Genomic DNA, 18,646 nt, shown 5'->3' with positions numbered 1-18,646 from the left:
TCTGTTCTCGTGTCAGACTCGCCCCACAACCCCCAGATCACGCCCGAGGCGGTGCAGTCCGCCGTCGATGACGCCCTTGCGGCGATCGCCGCTGCGGCCGACACCGCGCAGCTGAAGGACGCCCGGGCCGCGCACGTGGCCGAGGGCTCCCCGCTGGCGGTGCTGAACGCCTCGATGCGTCAGGTCGCCCCCGAGCACAAGGCGACGTTCGGCAAGCTGATCGGGCAGGGCAGGGGCCGCGTCACGCAGGCGCTCGCCGCGAAGGAGACCGAGCTCGCCGAAGCCGAGACGGCCGCCCGACTCGAGGCCGAGCGCGTGGACATCACCGCCATCGCGTCGCGTTCCCGGGTGGGTGCCCGGCATCCGCTCACGCTGCTGAAGGAGCAGGTGTGCGACGTCTTCGTCGGCATGGGCTGGGAGATCGCCGAGGGACCCGAGCTCGAGCACGAGTGGTTCAACTTCGACGCGCTGAACTTCGACGAGGATCATCCCGCACGTCAGGAGCAGGACACCTTCTACGTCGATCCCGCCTCGCGCCATCTGGTGATGCGCACGCACACGAGCCCGGTGCAGGTGCGCTCCATGCTCGAGCGCAACCTGCCGATCTACGTGCTGTGTCCTGGTCGCACCTACCGCACCGACGAGTTCGACGCCACGCACCTGCCGGTGTTCAGCCAGTTCGAGGGGCTCGTGATCGACCGGGGCATCACGATGGCGCACCTGAAGGGCACCCTCGACCACTTCGCACGGCAGATGTTCGGCCCCGAGGCGAAGACCCGGCTGCGCACCAACTACTTCCCCTTCACCGAGCCGTCCGCCGAGCTCGACCTCTGGCACCCGACCTTCAAGGGCGGCGCCCGCTGGATCGAATGGGGCGGCTGCGGGATGGTCAACCCCAACGTGCTGCGCGCCGCGGGGATCGACCCCGAGCAGTACAGCGGCTTCGCGTTCGGGATGGGGATCGAGCGGACGCTGATGTTCCGCAGCGATGTGAAGGACATGCGCGACATGGCCGAGGGCGATGTGCGCTTCAGCGAGCAGTTCGGGATGGTGGTGTGATGCGCGTTCCGCTCTCATGGCTGCGCGAGTACGTCGATGTGGCCGCGGATGCCACGCCGGAGGACGTCCTGGCGTCGTTCGTGTCGGTCGGCTTCGAGGAGGAGGACATCCACCGCTTCGAGATCTCCGGTCCGGTGGTCGTCGGACAGGTGCTCGAGGTCGTCCCCGAACCGCAGAAGAACGGCAAGACCATCAACTGGTGCCAGGTCGACGTCGGTCCGCTTTCGCTCGCTGAGCCTGTCGAAGCGTCAGGAACCGAGTCCGCCGCAAGCGGCGATCGGGACATCAGAGGAATCGTCTGCGGCGCCCACAACTTCACCGTCGGCGACAAGGTCGTAGTGACCCTTCCCGGGGCGGTGCTGCCCGGGCCGTTCCCGATCGCCGCGCGCAAGACCTACGGTCACGTCTCCGACGGCATGATCGCGTCCGCGCGCGAGCTGGGACTCGGCGACGAGCACGACGGCATCATCGTGCTGTCCACGCTCGGTCTCGACCCAGAGGTCGGGACGGACGCCATCGCGCTGCTGCACCTCGACGACGTGGCCGTCGAGGTCAACGTGACGCCCGACCGCGGCTACGCCTTCTCGCTGCGCGGGCTCGCTCGCGAGTACGCGCACGCGACGGGGGCGGCGTTCCGGGATCCGGCCGAGCGCGACTTCGCCGAGCTGCAGCCGGGCAGCGGGTTCCCGATCGCGGTCGATGACGCTCTTCCCATCCGCGGTGCGGTCGGGGCGAGCGAGTTCGTCACGCGCGTCGTGCGCGATGTGGACCCCTCACGCCCGACGCCGCCGTGGATGATCGCGCGCCTGGCTCTCGCCGGCATGCGCTCGCTGGGCGTGCTCATCGACATCACCAACTACGTCATGCTCGAACTCGGCAACCCGATCCACGGGTACGACCTGGACCGGCTGCAGGGCGGCATCCGCGTGCGCCGCGCCACCCCGGGCGAGCGGATGCGCACGCTGGACGGGCAGGAGCGCACCCTGCACGCCGAGGACCTGCTCATCACCGATGACTCGGGCCCGATCGGCCTCGCCGGCGTGATGGGCGGCGGGACGACCGAGATGAGCGGGACCACCCGCAACGTGCTGATCGAGGCCGCCATCTTCGATCCGGTGACCATCGCCCGCACCGCCCGCCGGCACAAGCTGCCCAGCGAGGCGTCCAAGCGCTTCGAGCGCGGCGTCGACCCGCTCATCCCGTTCGTGGCCGCCCGTCGCGTCGCCGATCTCATGGTCGAGCTGGCCGGCGGCCGGCTCACCGACGAGGGCGGCGCGCTGTACGCCGAGGTCGAGATCGCCGGCATCGACCTGCCCCGCGGCTTCGCGCAGAGCGTCGTGGGGGTGGATTACTCGGATGCCGAGATCGTCGGCGCGCTGGAGACCATCGGCGCGGACGTCGACCCTTCGACAAGCTCAGGGGACCAGTCACAGGGATGGTTCGTGATCCCGCCGAGCTGGCGGCCCGACCTCACCGACAAGTGGACGCTGGTCGAGGAGATCGCGCGCATCCATGGGCTGGACCGCATTCCCTCCGTGCTGCCCACCCCGCCGTCAGGGCGCGGCTACACCGCGTTGCAGAAGGGGCGCAAGCGCGTGGCGGACGCCCTCGCCGCGTCCGGCTTCGTCGAGACTCCCTCGTTCCCCTTCACCACAGAGCAGCACAACGATCTGCACGGTTCGGCCTCGGGCACGCATCTGCCCAGCATCCGGCTCGCCAACGCCCTCGACGGGCAGGCGCCGTTCCTGCGCCGCTCGCTCATCCCGGGCCTGCTGCAGACCGCGCACCGCAACATCTCGCGCGGGCTCGTCGATCTCGCCCTGTTCGAGACGGGGGCGGTGTTCACCCCTGAGGAGGGCGTCGTCTACGGCACCGACTTCATCCCGCCGCTGGGTGCGCGGCCCGACGACGCCACGCTCGACGCGCTGAATGCGGCGATCCCGCCGCAGCCGCGCCTGGTCGCCGCACTGCTCGCCGGCCACATCGCCGCCCGCCAGCCCGGCCGCTCCGCGGAACACGTGGATCTGTCCGACGCTCTGGACGCCGTCCGGGTGATCGGCGTCGCTGCCGGAGTGGAGATCGAGGTGACCCAGACGCAGCGCGCCGCGCTGCATCCGGGACGTGCCGGGGCGCTGAGCGTTGCGGGAGAGCAGATCGGCTACCTCGGCGAGCTGCACCCGCAGGTCTCCGCCGACGCCGACCTCCCCGGCCGCGTCTACGTGCTCGAGCTCGATCTGGATCGAGCGCTCACCCTGGCAGGCCGACGCGTCGTGGCCGAGTCGCTGTCGTCGTTCCCGGCGGCCACCCAGGACGTCTCGCTCGTGGTGCGCGCGGACGTGCCGGCGGCTGAGGTGCGCGACGCGCTCGTCGAGGGCGCGGGCGACCTGCTCGAGTCGGTGCGCCTGGTCGACGACTACCGCGGCGAGGGCGTCGAGGAGGGACGGAAGAGCCTCAGCTTCGCGCTGCGCTTCCGCGCCGCCGATCGCACCCTGACGGCGGCCGAGGCCACCGAGGCGAAGCTCGCGGGTGTGGCCGCCGCCGCAGAGCGCTGGGGGGCGAGCATCCGAGACTGACGCGCGTGGCGCTCCCGGATCGGGGGTGCGGGATCGGGTGTCTCGTGCTGTCATGGTCGCATGGCTGCTCAGGTGCTCGTGCTCGGCGGAACAGGCTGGCTCTCCCAGCGCATCGCGCGCGGATGGCGGGATGCCGGCGCTGACGTGACCTGTCTCGCGCGCGGTGGCCGCGCAGCGCCCGAGGGCACCGCGCTGGTCGTCGGCGATCGAGACGACCCGGCCGGTTACGAGCGCGTGCGCGGCCGACAGTGGGACGAGGTCGTGGACGTCTCCTCGCGCGCGCGTCATGTGCGCGAGGCGGTGGTCGCGCTCGGGCAGGACAGCGCGCACTGGACATACGTGTCGTCGATGTCGGTGTATTCCGACGATGTCACCATCGGCCTGGACGAGTCCGGTCCGACGCTCGCCCCGGCGACCGAGGACGGCGAGTACGACTACGGCGCCGAGAAGGTCGCCGCGGAACGCGCCGTCCGCGCGCTCGGGGAGCAGGTCCTGATCGTGCGGCCCGGTCTCATCGTCGGAGCGGGCGACCCCAGCGACCGCTTCGGCTACTGGGCTGCCGCGTTCGCGAGGGCCGGCATCGATCCCGTGCTGGTGCCCACCCTCGCCGGCCGAGCGGTTCAGGTCATCGACGTCGACGACCTCGCGGGGTTCCTCGTCGGCGAACCGCGCCGTGGCGTGGTGAACGCGATCGGCGACGTCCACACCCTCGCCGCGGTGCTCAGTCGCATCCGCGCCGCCGCCGGTCACACCGCAGAGCTCCTCGAAGCGGCTGACGAGTGGCTCCAGGCCCACGATGTGCAGTACTGGATGGGCGAGCGGTCGCTGCCGCTGTGGCTGCCCGCCGACATGCCCGGCTTCATGCGCCGCGACAACTCCGCGTATCGCGCTGGCGGGGGAGTGCTGCGACCGCTGGAGGAGACCATCCGCGCCGTGCTCGACGACGAACGCGCCCGCGGTCTGGAACGCGAACGTCGAGCCGGGCTCACTCGTGCCGATGAGCGCACGCTGATCGGGCAGCTGACGGCGCGGTGACGCAGCCGGGAGGGATTTGCGGATAACGGGCGGTCGGGGCTACTGTCGCCGCATGCCCTCGGTCGCCCCGCTCTCGACGACGCTGCCGCGCAGCCTCGCTGCGGTGCGCCGACGTCGCGGCCGCCGACCCTAGGCGACCCGCACCGCACCCGCTTCCACGGCTGCGCATGCGGCGTCGCCGCCTCCGGACTTCGGGACCGCACGTCCCGTCCGCCGCTCTCGACCCGCGTCATCGTCGGGGTCGATCGAGCACCGACCGTTAAGGTGGAAGCATGACGTACTCCGTCGCCGTCTCCGGCGCATCCGGCTACGCGGGAGGCGAGATCCTGCGGCTTCTCGCAGCCCACCCCGACATCGAGATCCGCACGGTGACCGCGCATTCCAGCGCCGGACAGCCGCTGGTCGACCAGCAGCCGCACCTGCGCTCGCTGTCGCAGCTGACGCTGCAGCACACCACGCCCGAGATCCTCGCCGGTCACGACATCGTCTTCCTCGCCCTGCCGCACGGCGAATCGGGGCAGTACACCGATGCGCTCGGCGACACCGGGCTCGTGATCGACGCCGGGGCGGATCATCGGCTCACCTCCGCGCAGGCGTGGGAGGACTTCTACGGCGGGCCCTTCCACGAACCGTGGACCTACGGGGTCCCCGAGCTGCTGACCGCCAGCGGCAAGCAGCGCGAGAAGCTGCACGGGGCGCGGCGCATCGCCGCTCCCGGCTGCAACGCCTCGACGGTGAGCCTCAGCCTCGCACCGGGTGTGGCCGCCGGTGTCATCGACCCCGGCGACATCGTCAGCGTGCTCGCCGTCGGTCCCTCCGGAGCGGGGAAGAGCCTCAAACCCCACCTGCTCGGCAGCGAGATCCTCGGCAGCGCCAACCCGTACGCTGTGGGCGGCACGCACCGGCACATTCCGGAGATCCGTCAGGCGCTCGCCGCCCTTCGACAGGCTCAGGAACCCAGCCAGGCTCAGCCCGACGGCATCCGCATCTCGTTCACCCCGGTGATCGTGCCGATGGCGCGCGGCATCCTCGCCACCTCCACCGCCCCGATCGCGGACGGCGTGAGCGACGCCGAGATCCGCGCGGCATGGCAGAGCGCCTACGGCGACGAGACCTTCGTGCAGCTGCTGCCCGAGGGCCACTTCCCGCGCACCGCCGACGTGCTCGGCGCCAACACCGCACTGATGGGCCTCGCGGTCGACCGGGCCGCGGGCCGGGTCACCGTCGTCACCGCCCTCGACAACCTCGTCAAGGGAACTGCCGGCGCCGCCGTGCAGTCCATGAACATCGCGCTCGGCCTCCCCGAGGACCGCGCCCTCACCGTCAACGGAGTCGCACCGTGAGTGTCACCGCACCCCAAGGATTCGAAGCGGCCGGAGTTTCCGCCGGTCTGAAGAGCACCGACAAGCCCGATGTGGCGGTCGTCGTCAACCGCGGCCCGCGCAAGGTGGGCGCGGCGGTGTTCACCACCAACCGCGCCAAGGCCAACCCGATCATCTGGTCGCAGCAGGTGATCGTCGACCGGGTGGTCGAGGCGGTCGTGCTGAACTCCGGCGGAGCGAACTGCTTCACCGGGTCCTTCGGGTTCCAGACCACCCATCTCACCGCGGAGCGCGCCGCCGCGCTGCTCGGCGTCAGCGCGGGCGACGTGCTGGTGTGCTCGACCGGGCTGATCGGCACCGGCGACGAGGCGTTCCGGGCGAAGGTGCTCGACGGGGTCGAGCGCGGCATCGGCGAGCTCAGCGCGGACGGCGGCGCGGCTGCCGCGCAGGCCATCATGACCACCGACAGCGTGCCCAAGACCGCAGTCGTCAGCCGCGAGGGATGGACGATCGGCGGCATGGCCAAGGGCGCGGGGATGCTGGCGCCGGGCCTGGCGACCATGCTCGTCGTGATCACCACCGACGCCGACCTCGAGGCCGTCGAGGCCGACGCCCTGCTGCGCCGCGCCACCAACGTCAGCTTCGACCGGCTCGACTCCGACGGGTGCATGTCGACCAACGACCAGGTCTCGTTCCTCGCCAACGGCGCGAGCGGCATCCGCCCCGACCTCGAGGTCTTCGCCGAGGCGCTCACCGACCTCTGCCGCGATCTCGCCCAGCAGCTGCAGGCCGACGCGGAGGGCGCGAGTCACAGCATCGCCATCGAGGTGAAGAACGCGGTCACCGAGACCGAGGCGGTCGAGGTGGGCCGCTCGGTCGCCCGGAACAACCTCTTCAAGGCCGCGATCTTCGGCAACGACCCCAACTGGGGTCGCGTGCTCGCCGCGATCGGCACCACCTCGGCGCAGTTCGACCCGTACGACGTCGACGTGTCGATGAACGGCGTGCGGGTGTGCACCGCCGGGGGACCGGACCGACCGCGCGAGGAGGTGGACCTCACCCCGCGCGAGACGCGCATCGAGATCGACCTGAAGATCGGCGAGGCCACCGCGACCATCCTCACCAACGACCTGACCCACGACTACGTGCACGAGAACAGCGCCTACGCCTCATGACAGACCTTCAGGACACCGCCCCCGAGGAGGCCGCCGTCAAGGCCGCCACCCTGATCGAGTCCCTGCCGTGGCTGAAGCGCTTCCGCGACCAGATCGTGGTCGTCAAGTACGGCGGCAATGCGATGGTCAGCGACGAGCTGCAGGAGGCGTTCGCACAGGACATCGCCTACCTGCGCTACGTCGGCGTGCAGCCGGTGGTCGTGCACGGCGGCGGCCCGCAGATCTCCAACATGCTCGACCGGCTGGCCATCCCCAGCGAGTTCAAGGGCGGCTACCGGGTCACCTCGACCGAGGCGATCAGCGTGGTGCGCATGGTGCTCACCGGCCAGATCAACCCCACGCTCGTCGCGAAGATCAACTCGCACGGGCCGATCGCGACCGGGCTCAGCGGTGAGGACGCGGGTCTGTTCGGCGGCCGTCGCCGCGGCATCGTGGTGGACGGCGAAGAGGTCGATCTCGGCCGGGTCGGCGATGTCGTGCAGGTCGACCCCACTCCGGTGCTCGACCATCTGGCCGCCGGGCGCATTCCGGTGGTGTCCTCGATCGCTCCCGACCTGGATCACCCGGGTCAGTCGCTGAACGTGAACGCGGATGCCGCGGCATCCGCCCTGGCGATCGCGCTGGGAGCGCGCAAGCTCGTCGTCCTCACCGATGTCGCCGGACTGTACGCCGACTGGCCGAACCGCGACTCGCTGGTCTCGCACCTCACCTCCGGCGCGCTGGCGCAGATGCTGCCGCGGCTGGAGTCGGGGATGATCCCGAAGATGCGGGCTTGCCTCGACGCGGTCGAAGGCGGCGTGGACGCCGCGGCGATCATCGACGGGCGCGTGCCGCACTCGGTGCTGGTCGAGCTGTTCACGAGCAAGGGAATCGGCACGGAGGTGGTCAAGGATGCCTGATTGGAACGATGACGCGGCGCGCGACCTGATGAGTCTGGGCGGGCGTCTGGCGCTGCTCACCCGCGGCGAGGGCTCGTGGGTGTGGGATGCCGACGAGAACCGCTACCTGGACTTCCTCGGCGGCATCGCGGTGAACTGCCTGGGTCACGCGCATCCGGTGTTCGTCGACGCGGTGTCGCGACAGGCGGCGACGCTGTCGCACGTGTCGAACTACTTCGCCTCGCCCGCCCAGCTCGAGCTCGCCGCGCGGCTCAAGCGCCTTGCCGGCACGGGGGAGCAGGGGCGGGTGTACCTCGCCAACTCCGGCGCGGAGGCCAACGAGACCGCCGTCAAGCTCGCACGTCTGCACGGCAACCGCTTCGCGGAGTCCGAGGGACGCTCCCGCAGCACGATCCTCGTCGTCGAGGGCGCCTTCCACGGGCGCACCATGGGCACGCTCTCCCTCACCCCGAAGGCGGCGTACCGCGACCCCTTCCAGCCGGCGCTGCCCGATGTCATCACGGTGGAGCGCTCGGTGGCCGGGCTCGAGCAGGCGTTCGCACGCGAGGGCATCGCCGCGCTGATCGTCGAGCCCATTCAGGGCGAGGCGGGCGTCGTCGAGCTGCCGGCGGGCTTCCTCGCCCGCGCCCGCGAGTTGAGCGTGGAGCATCAGGCGCTGCTGATCCTCGACGAGGTGCAGACCGGATCGGGCCGGACGGGGGAGTGGTTCACGTTCCAGCGCGAGGGCATCACCCCGGATGCCGTGACCGTGGCCAAGAGCATCGGAGCCGGCTTCCCCCTCGGGGCGATGATCACCTTCGGGGCGGCGAGCGAGCTGTTCTACCCCGGCACGCACAACTCGACCTTCGGCGGCAATCCGCTCGCGAGCGCCGTGGCGAACGCCGTGCTCGGGTACATCGAGAGCGAGAACCTGCTCGCGAACGTCACGGCGCGCGGCGCTCAGCTGCGCGAGGGGGTGCGCTCGCTGCCGCTGGTGGGCGGCACGACGGGCGCGGGACTGCTCATCGGCATCCGTCTCACCGCTCCGGTCGCTGCCGAGGTCCGCGCGGCCGCGCACGAGCGGGGGCTCATCGTCAACGCGCCGACCGCCGACGTCATCCGCATCGCACCCGCGTACACGATCGGCGATGCGGAGGTCGAGGAGTTCCTCAGCCGGTTCCGCGCCGCGCTCGCCGCCGTCGCCGAGACGCTCCCGGCACCGACCGCCACAACCCTCACGGAGGCTCCCGCATGACCCGCCACCTGCTGCGCGACGACGATCTCACTCCCGCCGAGCAGACCGAGATCCTCGACCTGGCGCTGACGCTGAAGAAGGACCGCTGGGCCAGCAAGGCGCTCGCAGGTCCCCAGACCGTCGCGGTGATCTTCGACAAGTCCTCGACGCGCACGCGGGTGTCGTTCGCCGTGGGCATCGCCGACCTCGGCGGCTCGCCGCTGATCATCTCCACCGCGAACAGCCAGCTGGGCGGCAAGGAGACGCCGTCCGACACCGCGCGCGTGCTGGAGCGCCAGGTCGCCGCCATCGTCTGGCGCACCTACGCGCAGGCGGGGCTCGAGGAGATGGCGCGCGGCACCCGCGTGCCGGTCGTCAACGCGCTCTCCGACGACTTCCACCCCTGCCAGCTGCTGGCCGACCTGCTCACGATCCGCGAGCACAAGGGCGAGCTGAAGGGCCTGACCCTGGCGTTCTTCGGAGACGGGCGCAGCAACATGGCGCACTCCTACGTGCTCGCCGGCGTCACCGCCGGCATGCACGTGCGCATCGCCTCCCCGGAGGCCTACGCACCTCGCGCGGACGTGGTCGCCGCCGCGCACACCCGCGCCGCCGAGACCGGCGGCTCGCTCACCCTGCTCACCGACCCTCGCGCGGCCGCCGACGCCGCCGACGTGGTCGTCACCGACACCTGGGTGTCGATGGGCAAGGAGGAGGAGAAGATCGAGCGGCTGCGCGACCTGGGCGGATACAAGGTGACGACCGAGCTCATGGGTCTCGCCGATCCGTCGTCGATCTTCATCCACTGCCTCCCCGCCGACCGCGGGTACGAGGTGGACTCGGAGGTCATCGACGGGCCCCGGAGCGTCGTCTGGGACGAGGCCGAGAACCGGCTGCACGCGCAGAAGGCGCTGCTGGTCTGGCTGCTGGGGCACAGCGATGCCGAGGCGGCGACGGCATGAGCGCGCACGGCACGAACGACGGCGCCCTCTGGGGGGCGCGCTTCGCCGGCGGGCCCTCGCCCGAGCTCGCGGCGCTCAGCCGCTCCACGCACTTCGACTGGATCCTCGCGCCCTACGACATCGCCGGCTCGCATGCGCACGCGACTGCGCTGGAGGCGGCCGGGTATCTCGACGCCGACGACGCGCGCACCATGCACGCCGGCCTGGATGCTCTCGCCGCGCGCATCGCAGACGGCACGCTGCTGCCCGACCCGGGTGACGAGGATGTGCACGGTGCGCTCGAGAAGGCGCTCATCGCCGAGGTGGGCGCGGAGGTGGGCGGACGGCTGCGAGCCGGTCGCAGCCGCAACGACCAGATCGCCACGCTCGTGCGCATGTACCTCATCGACCACGCGCGCGTGATCGCCCGTCAGCTGCTGCGCGTGATCGACGCCCTCACCGCGCAGGCCGAGGCGCACCCCGAGGCGATCCTGCCGGGCCGCACGCATCTGCAGCATGCTCAGCCCGTGCTGCTCGCCCATCACCTGCAGGCGCACGCGTGGCCGCTCGTGCGCGAACTCGAGCGCCTGGTCGACTGGCGCCGTCGCGCCGGGGTGTCGCCGTACGGCGGGGGAGCGCTGGCCGGCTCCACACTCGGCCTCGACCCGGCGCTCGTCGCGCGGGAGCTGGGCCTGGACCGCCCGGCCGAGAACTCGCTCGACGGCACGTCCGCCCGCGACGTCGTCGCGGAGTTCGCGTTCGTCGCCGCCATGATCGGCATCGACCTCTCCCGCCTCAGCGAGGAGATCATCCTCTGGAACACGCGGGAGTTCGGCTTCGTCACCCTCGACGATGCGTACTCCACGGGCTCCAGCATCATGCCGCAGAAGAAGAACCCCGACATCGCGGAGCTCGCCCGCGGCAAATCGGGCCGGCTGATCGGCAACCTCGCGGGTCTGCTCGCGACGCTGAAGGGCCTGCCGCTGGCGTACAACCGCGACCTCCAGGAGGACAAGGAGCCGGTCTTCGACTCGGTGCAGACGCTCGAGCTGGTGCTGCCGGCCTTCGCGGGCATGGTCGCGACGCTCCGCTTCGACACGGAGCGGATGGCGCAGCTGGCGCCGCAGGGATTCTCGCTCGCGACCGATGTCGCCGAATGGCTGGTCAAGCAGGGCGTGCCGTTCCGCGACGCGCATGAGATCAGCGGAGCGCTGGTGCGTGCGTGCGAGCAGCGCGGCATCGGGCTGGAGGATGCCGACGACGAGCTGCTGCAGGCCACGTCCGAGCACCTGCGCCCGGAGGTGCGCACCGTGCTGAGTATCGAGGGGTCGGTGGCCTCGCGTGCCGGTGTCGGCGGCACCGCGCCCGAGCGCGTGGCGGAACAGCGGGGAGAGCTCGTCGCCCGCGCGCAGGCCGCCGCGCACGCGCTGGGTCTTTGAGCGGGCATATCCGGAGAACATAACCGGATGACGCATATCGCGCGATTATGCGTGCTATGTTCATGAGATGGTCGTCGCTGTGATTGCCGACATCGTCGGATCCCGTCGCCTGCGCGATCGCGCGCAGGCGCAGCGGATGTTCGATGAGACCATCGCCCGGGTGGAGCAGGAGCATCCGCTCGCGCTCGAGCCGCTGCGACCCACGGTCGGCGACGAGCAGCAGGGCGTCTACCGCACCCTCGACGAGGCGATGGTCGGTGTGCTGCTGCTGCAGCTGGCGCTGCCCGAGGGGGCGGAGTTCCGCTACGGGCTCGGCGTCGGCGAGATCCGGGCCATCGAGTCGGCGCATCGCGAGCTCACCGACGGTCCGGGCTGGTGGGCGGCTCGCGAGGCGATCGACATCGTGCACGCGCGGCAGCAGAAGGCGGTCCCGACCGCGCGCAGCTGGATCGTCGCTGCACCCGGACAGTCCGAGCCGGCCCTGGTCTCGACGGCGAACGCCTATCTGCTCGCCCGCGACGCCGTCGTCGTGCGGATGTCCGCCCGCGAGCGGCGCCTGGCATACGGGCGTCTGGGCGGTCTCTCGCAGAGCGAACTCGCCGCGCAGGAGGGGGTCACCCAGCCGGCCGTGTCGAAGGCGCTGCGCAGCTCCGGCGCCGCGGCACTGCTCGACGGGCTCGAGCAGCTCAGGCTCGACAAGCCCCGATACGAGCAGCCCCGACTCGAGCAGCAGAAGGAGGGGGTCGCGTGATCGTCGCCGGTCTCGCCCTGCTCGCCGTCGGAGGTGCCGACCTCGCGCGGCGCTTCATCCTCGCACGTGGGGCACGGATCGCCGTGCTGCTCGCGCTCGCCGTCGTGCTGATCGCCGTCGGCGCGCTCTCCGACGCCATCATCCCCGCCGTCTGCGCGGTCGCGATCGGCGGCGTGTGGATCCGCCTCATGCCGCTGGATGCCACCGGGCGAGCCTCGTTCTGGCCTGCAGTGCTGCTCGCCGTCGTCGCCGCCTCGACCACGGCGCTGCTGCCCGCGCGTCCCGCGCCAGGACTCATCGGCGCGGCCTGGCACCTGCCCTCTCCGGAGGGCGAGATCGGCTTCGACGCGGCGGTGCTGGCGCTGGGGGTACTGGTGTTCGTGGCCGAGTCGGGCAACCTCGTCGTCCGCGCCGCGCTGGATCGCGAGGGCACCTGGCGCCCCGTCGAAGCCGGCGGACGCTACCGCGGCGGACAGCTGCGCCAGCCCCAGCAGGTCGCCACGGGGTTCCAGGGCGGCCGGCTGATCGGCCCGCTCGAGCGATTGCTCGTGGTGGCGCTCACCCTCGCCGGCGCTTACTCCCTGCTGGCGGCGGTGCTTGCCGCGAAGGGCATCGTGCGCTTCCCCGAGATCTCCAAGGACGGCGAGACCGGAGCACGCGCCGAGTACTTCCTCGTCGGCAGTCTGGTCAGCTGGGTCGTCGCCCTGGGCGCGGCATTCCTGCTGTGGTGGGGCGTGCACAGCTGACCCGGACGCCGCTGATAGCCTGGAGCGCGTGTCGAATCCCGCTCCGACGACCGCCCCGCTGACCACCACTGCAGTGGCGCTCGACCCCACGTTCGAGAACGTGTGGGACGAGCTGCTGTGGCGCGGCCTCGTCCACGTGTCCACCGATCAGGAGGCGCTGCGCGCCCTTCTCGGCGGGGACCCGATCACCTATTACTGCGGATTCGACCCGACCGCGCCGAGCCTGCACCTGGGCAACCTCGTGCAGCTGCTCACGCTGCGCCGCATCCAGCTTGCCGGCCACAAGCCGCTCGGCCTCGTCGGCGGCTCCACGGGCCTGATCGGCGACCCGCGGCCCACGGCCGAGCGCACGCTCAACACGCGCGAGACGGTCGAGGAGTGGGTGCAGCGCCTGCGCGCGCAGGTCGAGCGCTTCCTCAGCTTCGAGGGCGAGAACGCCGCGCGCATGGTGAACAACCTCGACTGGACCGCGCCGCTGAGCGCGATCGACTTCCTGCGCGAGATCGGCAAGCACTACCGCGTCGGAACCATGCTGAAGAAGGATGCAGTGGCTGCCCGCCTGAACTCCGATGCCGGCATCAGCTACACGGAGTTCAGCTACCAGATCCTGCAGGGCATGGACTTCCTCGAGCTGTACCGCTCGTACGACTGCGTGCTGCAGACCGGCGGATCCGACCAGTGGGGCAACCTCACCAGCGGCACCGATCTGATCCACCGCGTGGAAGGCGCATCGGTGCATGCGATCGGTACTCCGCTGATCACCAACAGTGACGGCACGAAGTTCGGCAAGAGCGAGGGCAACGCGATCTGGCTGGATGCCGACATGTGCAGCCCCTACCGCATGTACCAGTTCTGGCTGAGCACCGCCGACGCCGATGTGATCGACCGGCTGAAGGTGTTCACCTTCCTGACCCGGGCCGAGATCGATCAGTACGCCGAGCTCGTCGAGTCCGAGCCGTTCCGCCGTGCGGCGCAGAAGCGCCTCGCGCTCGAGGTGTGCGCGACCGTGCACGGCGCGGAGGCGACGGCGGCGGTCATCGCGGCATCCGAGGCGCTGTTCGGCCAGGGCGACCTGTCGGTGCTCGACGCCGGCACGCTGCGCACCGCGCTCGAGGAGCTGCCCAACGCGCACCTGGCGTCCGGGACGACCGTGGTCGACGCGCTGGTGCGCACCGGCCTCGTCTCGAGCGCCTCGGAGGCGCGCCGTGCGATCGCGCAGGGCGGCGTCTCGCTCGACGGCGAGCGCGTCGGCGACGCTGATGCCGTGGTGCGCGGCTCCCTGCCCGGCGGCGTCTCGGTGCTCCGGCGCGGCAAGAAGACGCTGGCGGGCGTCTTCCTGGATTGAGTGCAGCACGCGTGGCGTGCCAGGTTCCGTGCGGACAGCTTTAGTAGCATCGGACAGCTGACGCTGTCCGCAAGCACTCTAGGAGCTGGTTCTCTTGCCCAAGGAAGCACATGTCCGCCGTCCCTCCGCACGCCGCGCCGCACGCCGGCTGCAGGTCGATGACGTCCTCGTCGTCAGGAAGAGCCGCCTGCGCACGGCGATCTCCGGCACCGTCGTCGGCAACTTCATGGAGTGGTTCGACTTCGGGGTGTACGGATACCTCGCGGTCACCCTCGCCGTCGTCTTCACCGGCGATCTGCCCGGTGCATGGGGTCTGCTGATCACCCTGCTCGGGTTCGCGATCTCGTTCCTCGTGCGCCCCTTGGGCGGTATCGTGCTGGGCCCGCTCGGCGACCGCATCGGTCGACAGCGCGTGCTGTTCCTCACCATGGCGATGATGGCGGTGGCCACCGCGCTCATCGGCGTGCTTCCGACCTCCGCCCAGATCGGCCTGTGGGCGATCATCCCGCTGTACCTGCTGAAGATGGTGCAGGGCTTCTCGACCGGCGGCGAGTACGCCGGCGCCACCACCTACGTCTCGGAGTTCTCGCCCGACCGCAGCCGCGGCTACTGGTCGTCGTTCCTCGACGTCGGCTCGTACGTCGGCTTCGCAGCCGGCGCGAGCGTCGTCGCGATCACGACCTGGATCGCCGAGAGCGTATCGGGGCCCGCGGCGATGACCGATTACGGCTGGCGCATCCCGTTCCTCGTCGCCATCCCGCTGGGCGCTGTCGCCATCTGGTTCCGGCTGCGCATCCCCGAGACACCCGCCTATGAGGCCGAGGAGAGCGCCGGGCTGAACCGCACCGACCCCGCCGATCCGATGGCCCGCCAGGGTGTCGGCGGCATCTTCCGGCACTACTGGCGGCAGATCCTCATCGGCATCGCCCTGGTGTCGGCGACCAACACCGCCGGCTACGCGCTCACGAGCTACATGCCCACCTACCTCGAGAAGGAGGTCGGCGTGTCGAACCTGATGGCGGCGCTGGCCACGGTGCCGGTGCTCGTCGTGATGAGTGCGTGCCTGCCGCTGATCGGTCGGCTCTCGGACCGCATCGGGCGCCGCCCGGTGTACGGCATCGCCGTCGGCTCCACCGTCGTGCTCATGCTCCCCGCCTTCGCCGTCATGCAGATCGGTCAGGAATGGGCGGTGATGCTGGCGCTGGCGATGGTGGCGATCCCGGTCGCGTTCTACGTCGCGATCTCGGCATCCGCCCTGCCCGCGCTGTTCCCGACCGCGTCGCGCTTCGGTGCCATGGCGATCGCGTACAACCTCGCGGTGTCGCTGTTCGGCGGCACCACGCCGCTGTTCAGCCAGGCGCTGATCGAGCTCACCGGGAACATCTACATGCCGGCGTTCTACATCATGTTCTTCGCCGCGCTCGGCGGGGTCGCGCTGCTGACCATGCGCGAGACCGCGCAGCGTCCGCTGCTCGGATCGGTGCCGACGGTGGAGAGCGTCGCGGAAGCCGAGGAGCTCGTCGCCGGCCAGGACGAGAACCCGTTCATCGACACCAGCACCATGCCTCTCGCGGTCGTCGGCGCCGAGGCGGGGGAGGACGCCGCGGGAGCCGCGACGACTTCGAGCTCTGCAGGCGAGGCGGGGAAGCGGACCGACTGAGTCGGTCCGTCCCCGCCCGAGCCGGAGGATCCATGCCCTTCACCCCGAGCCATGCGGTGGTCGCGCTGCCGTTCCTGCGCACGCCGCTGGTGCCTGCCGCACTGGCGATCGGCGCGATGACGCCGGACCTGCCGTTGTTCACCCGCGGACTGGGGCCGTCGTACGGCTTCACGCACGCACCGGGCAACGTGCTGCTCACCGCCCTCGTCGCGCTGATCCTGCTGCTGCTCTGGCGGGTCGTGATGCGCCCGGGTCTGACGGCCCTGGCGCCCGCGTTCCTGCGACGACGGCTGCCCGCCGAGTGGGAGCAGACCGGGTCGGACGCCGCGCGGGATGCCCTGCGTGGTCGCGGGGGAGCGGCCGGACCGTGGATGCTGGCGCTCTCACTCATCCTCGGCGTGCTGTCGCACATCGGCTGGGACCTCTTCACGCACGAGGGGCGCTGGGGAGTGCAGGCGCTGCCGGCACTGCAGCAGATGTGGGGACCGCTCGCCGGCTACAAGTGGCTGCAGCACGGCTCGAGCGTGCTCGGCCTGGCGATCCTCGCGGTATTCGCGCTGAGCTGGCTGCGCGCGCGACCCCTGCGCGCCGCGGGAGATCAAGTGCCGGCATGGCTGCGGTGGACGTGGATGCTGGCTCTGCCCGCCGTCCTGCTTGCCGGGTGGCTCGTCGGCCTCGCGGCCTACGGTCCACTCGAGGTCGGCGGCCGTGCAGGAGCGCTGAGCGTGCAGCAGCTCGCCTACCGCACGCTGCCTGCGGCCTCCGGTGCGTGGGGGGCACTGACCCTGGTCGTCTGCGTTGTCGTCGTCGCGCGCTCACCACGCCGCGTCGTCCCCGCCCCACACCCGCGGGGCGGGGAACCACTCGGGTGATCCCGGCCAGCGCACCGCGGGTGCCACCGTGGTGATCCGCCTGCCCGCGACGACGAAATCCTGTGTCCGAGCCGGCGGGGCGGTGGGTTCGGCCGGACGGATGCCGCGCGGCATGCCGAGCAGCTCCGCCGCGACCCGGCGCAGCGACGTGCGCACCCACCAGCCGCCGCCGGATCGAGTGCGCCGTCGCAGCGCGGTGGCGATGCCGGCGGCCAGCAGATAGCCGGCGGAATGATCCAGAGCCTGGGCCGGAAGCGCGCCGGGCTCCTGACCGTCTGGCGATTCCAGCCAGGAGATGCCTGACTCCGCCTGCACCAGGCTGTCGAAGCCCCGCGGGGAGTCCGCGCCCGGCCAGGCGCTGAGCTGCCCGACGATGAGGTGGGGATGCCGTTCGGCGAGCAGCGGGGCGGAGAGTCCGAGGCCCGCCAGCGCCTCGGGTCGGTATCCGAGCACGACGACGTCGGCGCCGGTGAGCACGCGCTCGAACCGCTGAGGCTCGGCGGCGATGTCGAGCAGTGCGGAGCGCTTGCCGTGCCCGGTGTCGAGGTGCTGCCAGTCGGGCTCCGGAAGCCAGGGCGGGTCGATGCGCAGCACCTCGGCGCCCGCGAGAGCGAGGGTGCGCGTGGCGACGGGGCCGGCGATCACCCGCGTGAGGTCGAGCACGCGCACTCCTGCCAGCGGTGCGGCAAGCGAGCCCGCCGAGAGCCGCCTGACCGGCTGCCTCAGCGCAGACGTGGTGAGGGGCGAGGTCTCTACGAGGGGCCGTGCGCGCAACTCCGCATCCCGCTCCGGATGCTCCCCGAGCGCGGGTGCGCACATCCCGCCGGCGGCGCGGATGGCGCCGACCGCGTCGACGACGCTGCGCGTACGAATCACGGAGCCGATCTCCTCGGCGTCGGCGTCGGCGGGAAGCCCGAGGCCGACACGCAGCGCGACCGCGTGATGCGGGTAGTTGCCGTGGGTGCGGATCCACCCCTCGGTCGTCGGCCAGAAGCGCGACAGCGGCGACCAGACATCCGGTGCGGCGCCGTCGATGCGCAGGTACCGGTCGCTGCGGTAGGCGGCGGCGATGTCGTCGGGATCGGGCGAACTGCTTCCGTCGACGGAGAGTGCGGCGCCTGCGGCATGAACGCTGCGCCGCGCGAGCTCGGCCACCCCGAGCGTGGAGGGGAGCGGCACCGGATGTCCGCCGAGTGACTGCGTCATGTGCCGACAGTACGCCGGTGTCCTCTCCGCGGGGCGTGGTCGGTGGCAGTGCGGAAGAACCCCGGAAAACCGGGGAAGGAGGATGGCGACACGCCCGGGATGCGATGGGGATTTGCCGGACCTGCGGGATCCGCGTAAGTTATTACATGTTCGCCCCAAGCGGTTGAGCGGAAGGCCGGAAGGCCTGGCTCCCCTCCAAGCAGCGAACGGCCTCCACATCTTCCAGACGCGGTTCCGCGGGTGTAAGATAGAGGCTCCGGCTTCGGAACAGCTGCTTTTGACAGCTCCGAGATGCCGACCTATGATTGTGAAGTTGCCCTGCGCTTCTTGCCCTGATGGGGTGGGTGTGTGGGTGCGTCCGATCCTTGAGAACTCAACAGCGTGCACTTGTCAAATGCCAAATTATCCTC

General features: G+C 71.0%; 15 protein-coding genes. 14 read left to right on the top strand and 1 reads right to left on the bottom strand.

The annotated features are described in order from the left end of the window. The first annotated feature begins 9 nt into the window (after window positions 1–9). From pheS to WFG93_RS13550, 14 genes are all read left to right on the top strand, one after another. On the top strand, window positions 10–1,059 hold the full coding sequence (pheS, locus tag WFG93_RS13615; RefSeq protein ID WP_336646884.1) for a phenylalanine--tRNA ligase subunit alpha: 1,050 nt from the start codon (window positions 10–12) through the stop codon (window positions 1,057–1,059). Then, entirely contained in the window at window positions 1,059–3,632 is a 2,574-nt protein-coding gene (gene pheT / locus WFG93_RS13610; protein WP_336646883.1) for a phenylalanine--tRNA ligase subunit beta, read from the top strand. The genes pheS and pheT overlap by 1 nt, the downstream gene beginning before the upstream one ends. A gap of 60 nt (window positions 3,633–3,692) precedes the next feature. Beyond that, the gene (locus WFG93_RS13605) at window positions 3,693–4,667 is read left to right on the top strand and encodes an NAD-dependent epimerase/dehydratase family protein (RefSeq protein WP_336646882.1); all 975 of its coding nucleotides are present in this window, start codon (window positions 3,693–3,695) and stop codon (window positions 4,665–4,667) included. Between the two features lie 272 nt (window positions 4,668–4,939). After that, window positions 4,940–6,010, top strand: a complete 1,071-nt coding sequence (gene argC, locus WFG93_RS13600; protein ID WP_336646881.1) for an N-acetyl-gamma-glutamyl-phosphate reductase — start codon at window positions 4,940–4,942, stop codon at window positions 6,008–6,010. Next, a complete protein-coding gene (gene argJ / locus WFG93_RS13595; protein WP_336646880.1) occupies window positions 6,007–7,164 on the top strand; it encodes a bifunctional glutamate N-acetyltransferase/amino-acid acetyltransferase ArgJ in 1,158 nt (385 codons plus the stop codon). The genes argC and argJ overlap by 4 nt, the downstream gene beginning before the upstream one ends. Continuing rightward, complete coding sequence (gene argB, locus WFG93_RS13590) at window positions 7,161–8,063, top strand: acetylglutamate kinase (RefSeq protein WP_336646879.1); 903 nt, start codon at window positions 7,161–7,163, stop codon at window positions 8,061–8,063. Before argJ ends, argB begins: the two co-directional genes overlap by 4 nt. Beyond that, the gene (locus tag WFG93_RS13585) at window positions 8,056–9,297 is read left to right on the top strand and encodes an acetylornithine transaminase (protein ID WP_336646878.1); all 1,242 of its coding nucleotides are present in this window, start codon (window positions 8,056–8,058) and stop codon (window positions 9,295–9,297) included. The genes argB and WFG93_RS13585 overlap by 8 nt, the downstream gene beginning before the upstream one ends. Then, window positions 9,294–10,238: an ornithine carbamoyltransferase gene (gene argF, locus WFG93_RS13580; RefSeq protein WP_336646877.1), complete on the top strand. Its 945-nt coding sequence runs from the start codon at window positions 9,294–9,296 to the stop codon at window positions 10,236–10,238. Before WFG93_RS13585 ends, argF begins: the two co-directional genes overlap by 4 nt. Then, entirely contained in the window at window positions 10,235–11,656 is a 1,422-nt protein-coding gene (argH, locus tag WFG93_RS13575; protein WP_336646876.1) for an argininosuccinate lyase, read from the top strand. Before argF ends, argH begins: the two co-directional genes overlap by 4 nt. A 67-nt stretch (window positions 11,657–11,723) precedes the next feature. Further along, window positions 11,724–12,407 carry a SatD family protein gene (locus WFG93_RS13570; protein ID WP_336646875.1) on the top strand — a complete coding sequence of 228 codons (684 nt, stop codon included), beginning with the start codon at window positions 11,724–11,726 and terminating at the stop codon, window positions 12,405–12,407. Beyond that, window positions 12,404–13,153 carry a hypothetical protein gene (locus tag WFG93_RS13565; protein ID WP_336646874.1) on the top strand — a complete coding sequence of 250 codons (750 nt, stop codon included), beginning with the start codon at window positions 12,404–12,406 and terminating at the stop codon, window positions 13,151–13,153. Before WFG93_RS13570 ends, WFG93_RS13565 begins: the two co-directional genes overlap by 4 nt. A gap of 28 nt (window positions 13,154–13,181) precedes the next feature. Continuing rightward, a complete protein-coding gene (gene tyrS, locus WFG93_RS13560; RefSeq protein WP_336646873.1) occupies window positions 13,182–14,498 on the top strand; it encodes a tyrosine--tRNA ligase in 1,317 nt (438 codons plus the stop codon). Between the two features lie 94 nt (window positions 14,499–14,592). Continuing rightward, complete coding sequence (locus WFG93_RS13555; protein ID WP_336646872.1) at window positions 14,593–16,158, top strand: MFS transporter; 1,566 nt, start codon at window positions 14,593–14,595, stop codon at window positions 16,156–16,158. Between the two features lie 32 nt (window positions 16,159–16,190). Beyond that, window positions 16,191–17,030 (top strand): DUF4184 family protein, encoded by an 840-nt coding sequence (locus WFG93_RS13550; RefSeq protein WP_336646871.1) that lies wholly within the window; start codon window positions 16,191–16,193, stop codon window positions 17,028–17,030. Here WFG93_RS13550 and WFG93_RS13545 read toward each other — a convergent pair. Further along, complete coding sequence (locus WFG93_RS13545) at window positions 16,974–18,236, bottom strand: CoA transferase (protein ID WP_336646870.1); 1,263 nt, start codon at window positions 18,234–18,236, stop codon at window positions 16,974–16,976. The two genes, WFG93_RS13550 and WFG93_RS13545, sit on opposite strands and share 57 nt — an antisense overlap. Window positions 18,237–18,646: the final 410 nt, after the last annotated feature.

Source organism: Microbacterium sp. USHLN186 (genome assembly GCF_037145155.1).
Taxonomy (GTDB): domain Bacteria; phylum Actinomycetota; class Actinomycetes; order Actinomycetales; family Microbacteriaceae; genus Microbacterium.
This window is presented reverse-complemented; position numbering and strand designations above follow the sequence as displayed.

Bases quoted from the DNA above. Each gene is read 5' to 3' on its own strand.
- argC (WP_336646881.1), top strand. From the start codon at position 4,940: ATGACGTACTCCGTCGCCGTCTCCGGCGCATCCGGCTACGCGGGAGGC.
- WFG93_RS13570 (WP_336646875.1), top strand. From the start codon at position 11,724: ATGGTCGTCGCTGTGATTGCCGACATCGTCGGATCCCGTCGCCTGCGC.
- WFG93_RS13545 (WP_336646870.1), bottom strand. From the start codon at position 18,236: ATGACGCAGTCACTCGGCGGACATCCGGTGCCGCTCCCCTCCACGCTC.
- argF (WP_336646877.1), top strand. From the start codon at position 9,294: ATGACCCGCCACCTGCTGCGCGACGACGATCTCACTCCCGCCGAGCAG.
- WFG93_RS13585 (WP_336646878.1), top strand. From the start codon at position 8,056: ATGCCTGATTGGAACGATGACGCGGCGCGCGACCTGATGAGTCTGGGC.
- WFG93_RS13550 (WP_336646871.1), top strand. From the start codon at position 16,191: ATGCCCTTCACCCCGAGCCATGCGGTGGTCGCGCTGCCGTTCCTGCGC.
- WFG93_RS13605 (WP_336646882.1), top strand. From the start codon at position 3,693: ATGGCTGCTCAGGTGCTCGTGCTCGGCGGAACAGGCTGGCTCTCCCAG.
- pheT (WP_336646883.1), top strand. From the start codon at position 1,059: ATGCGCGTTCCGCTCTCATGGCTGCGCGAGTACGTCGATGTGGCCGCG.
- argB (WP_336646879.1), top strand. From the start codon at position 7,161: ATGACAGACCTTCAGGACACCGCCCCCGAGGAGGCCGCCGTCAAGGCC.
- argH (WP_336646876.1), top strand. From the start codon at position 10,235: ATGAGCGCGCACGGCACGAACGACGGCGCCCTCTGGGGGGCGCGCTTC.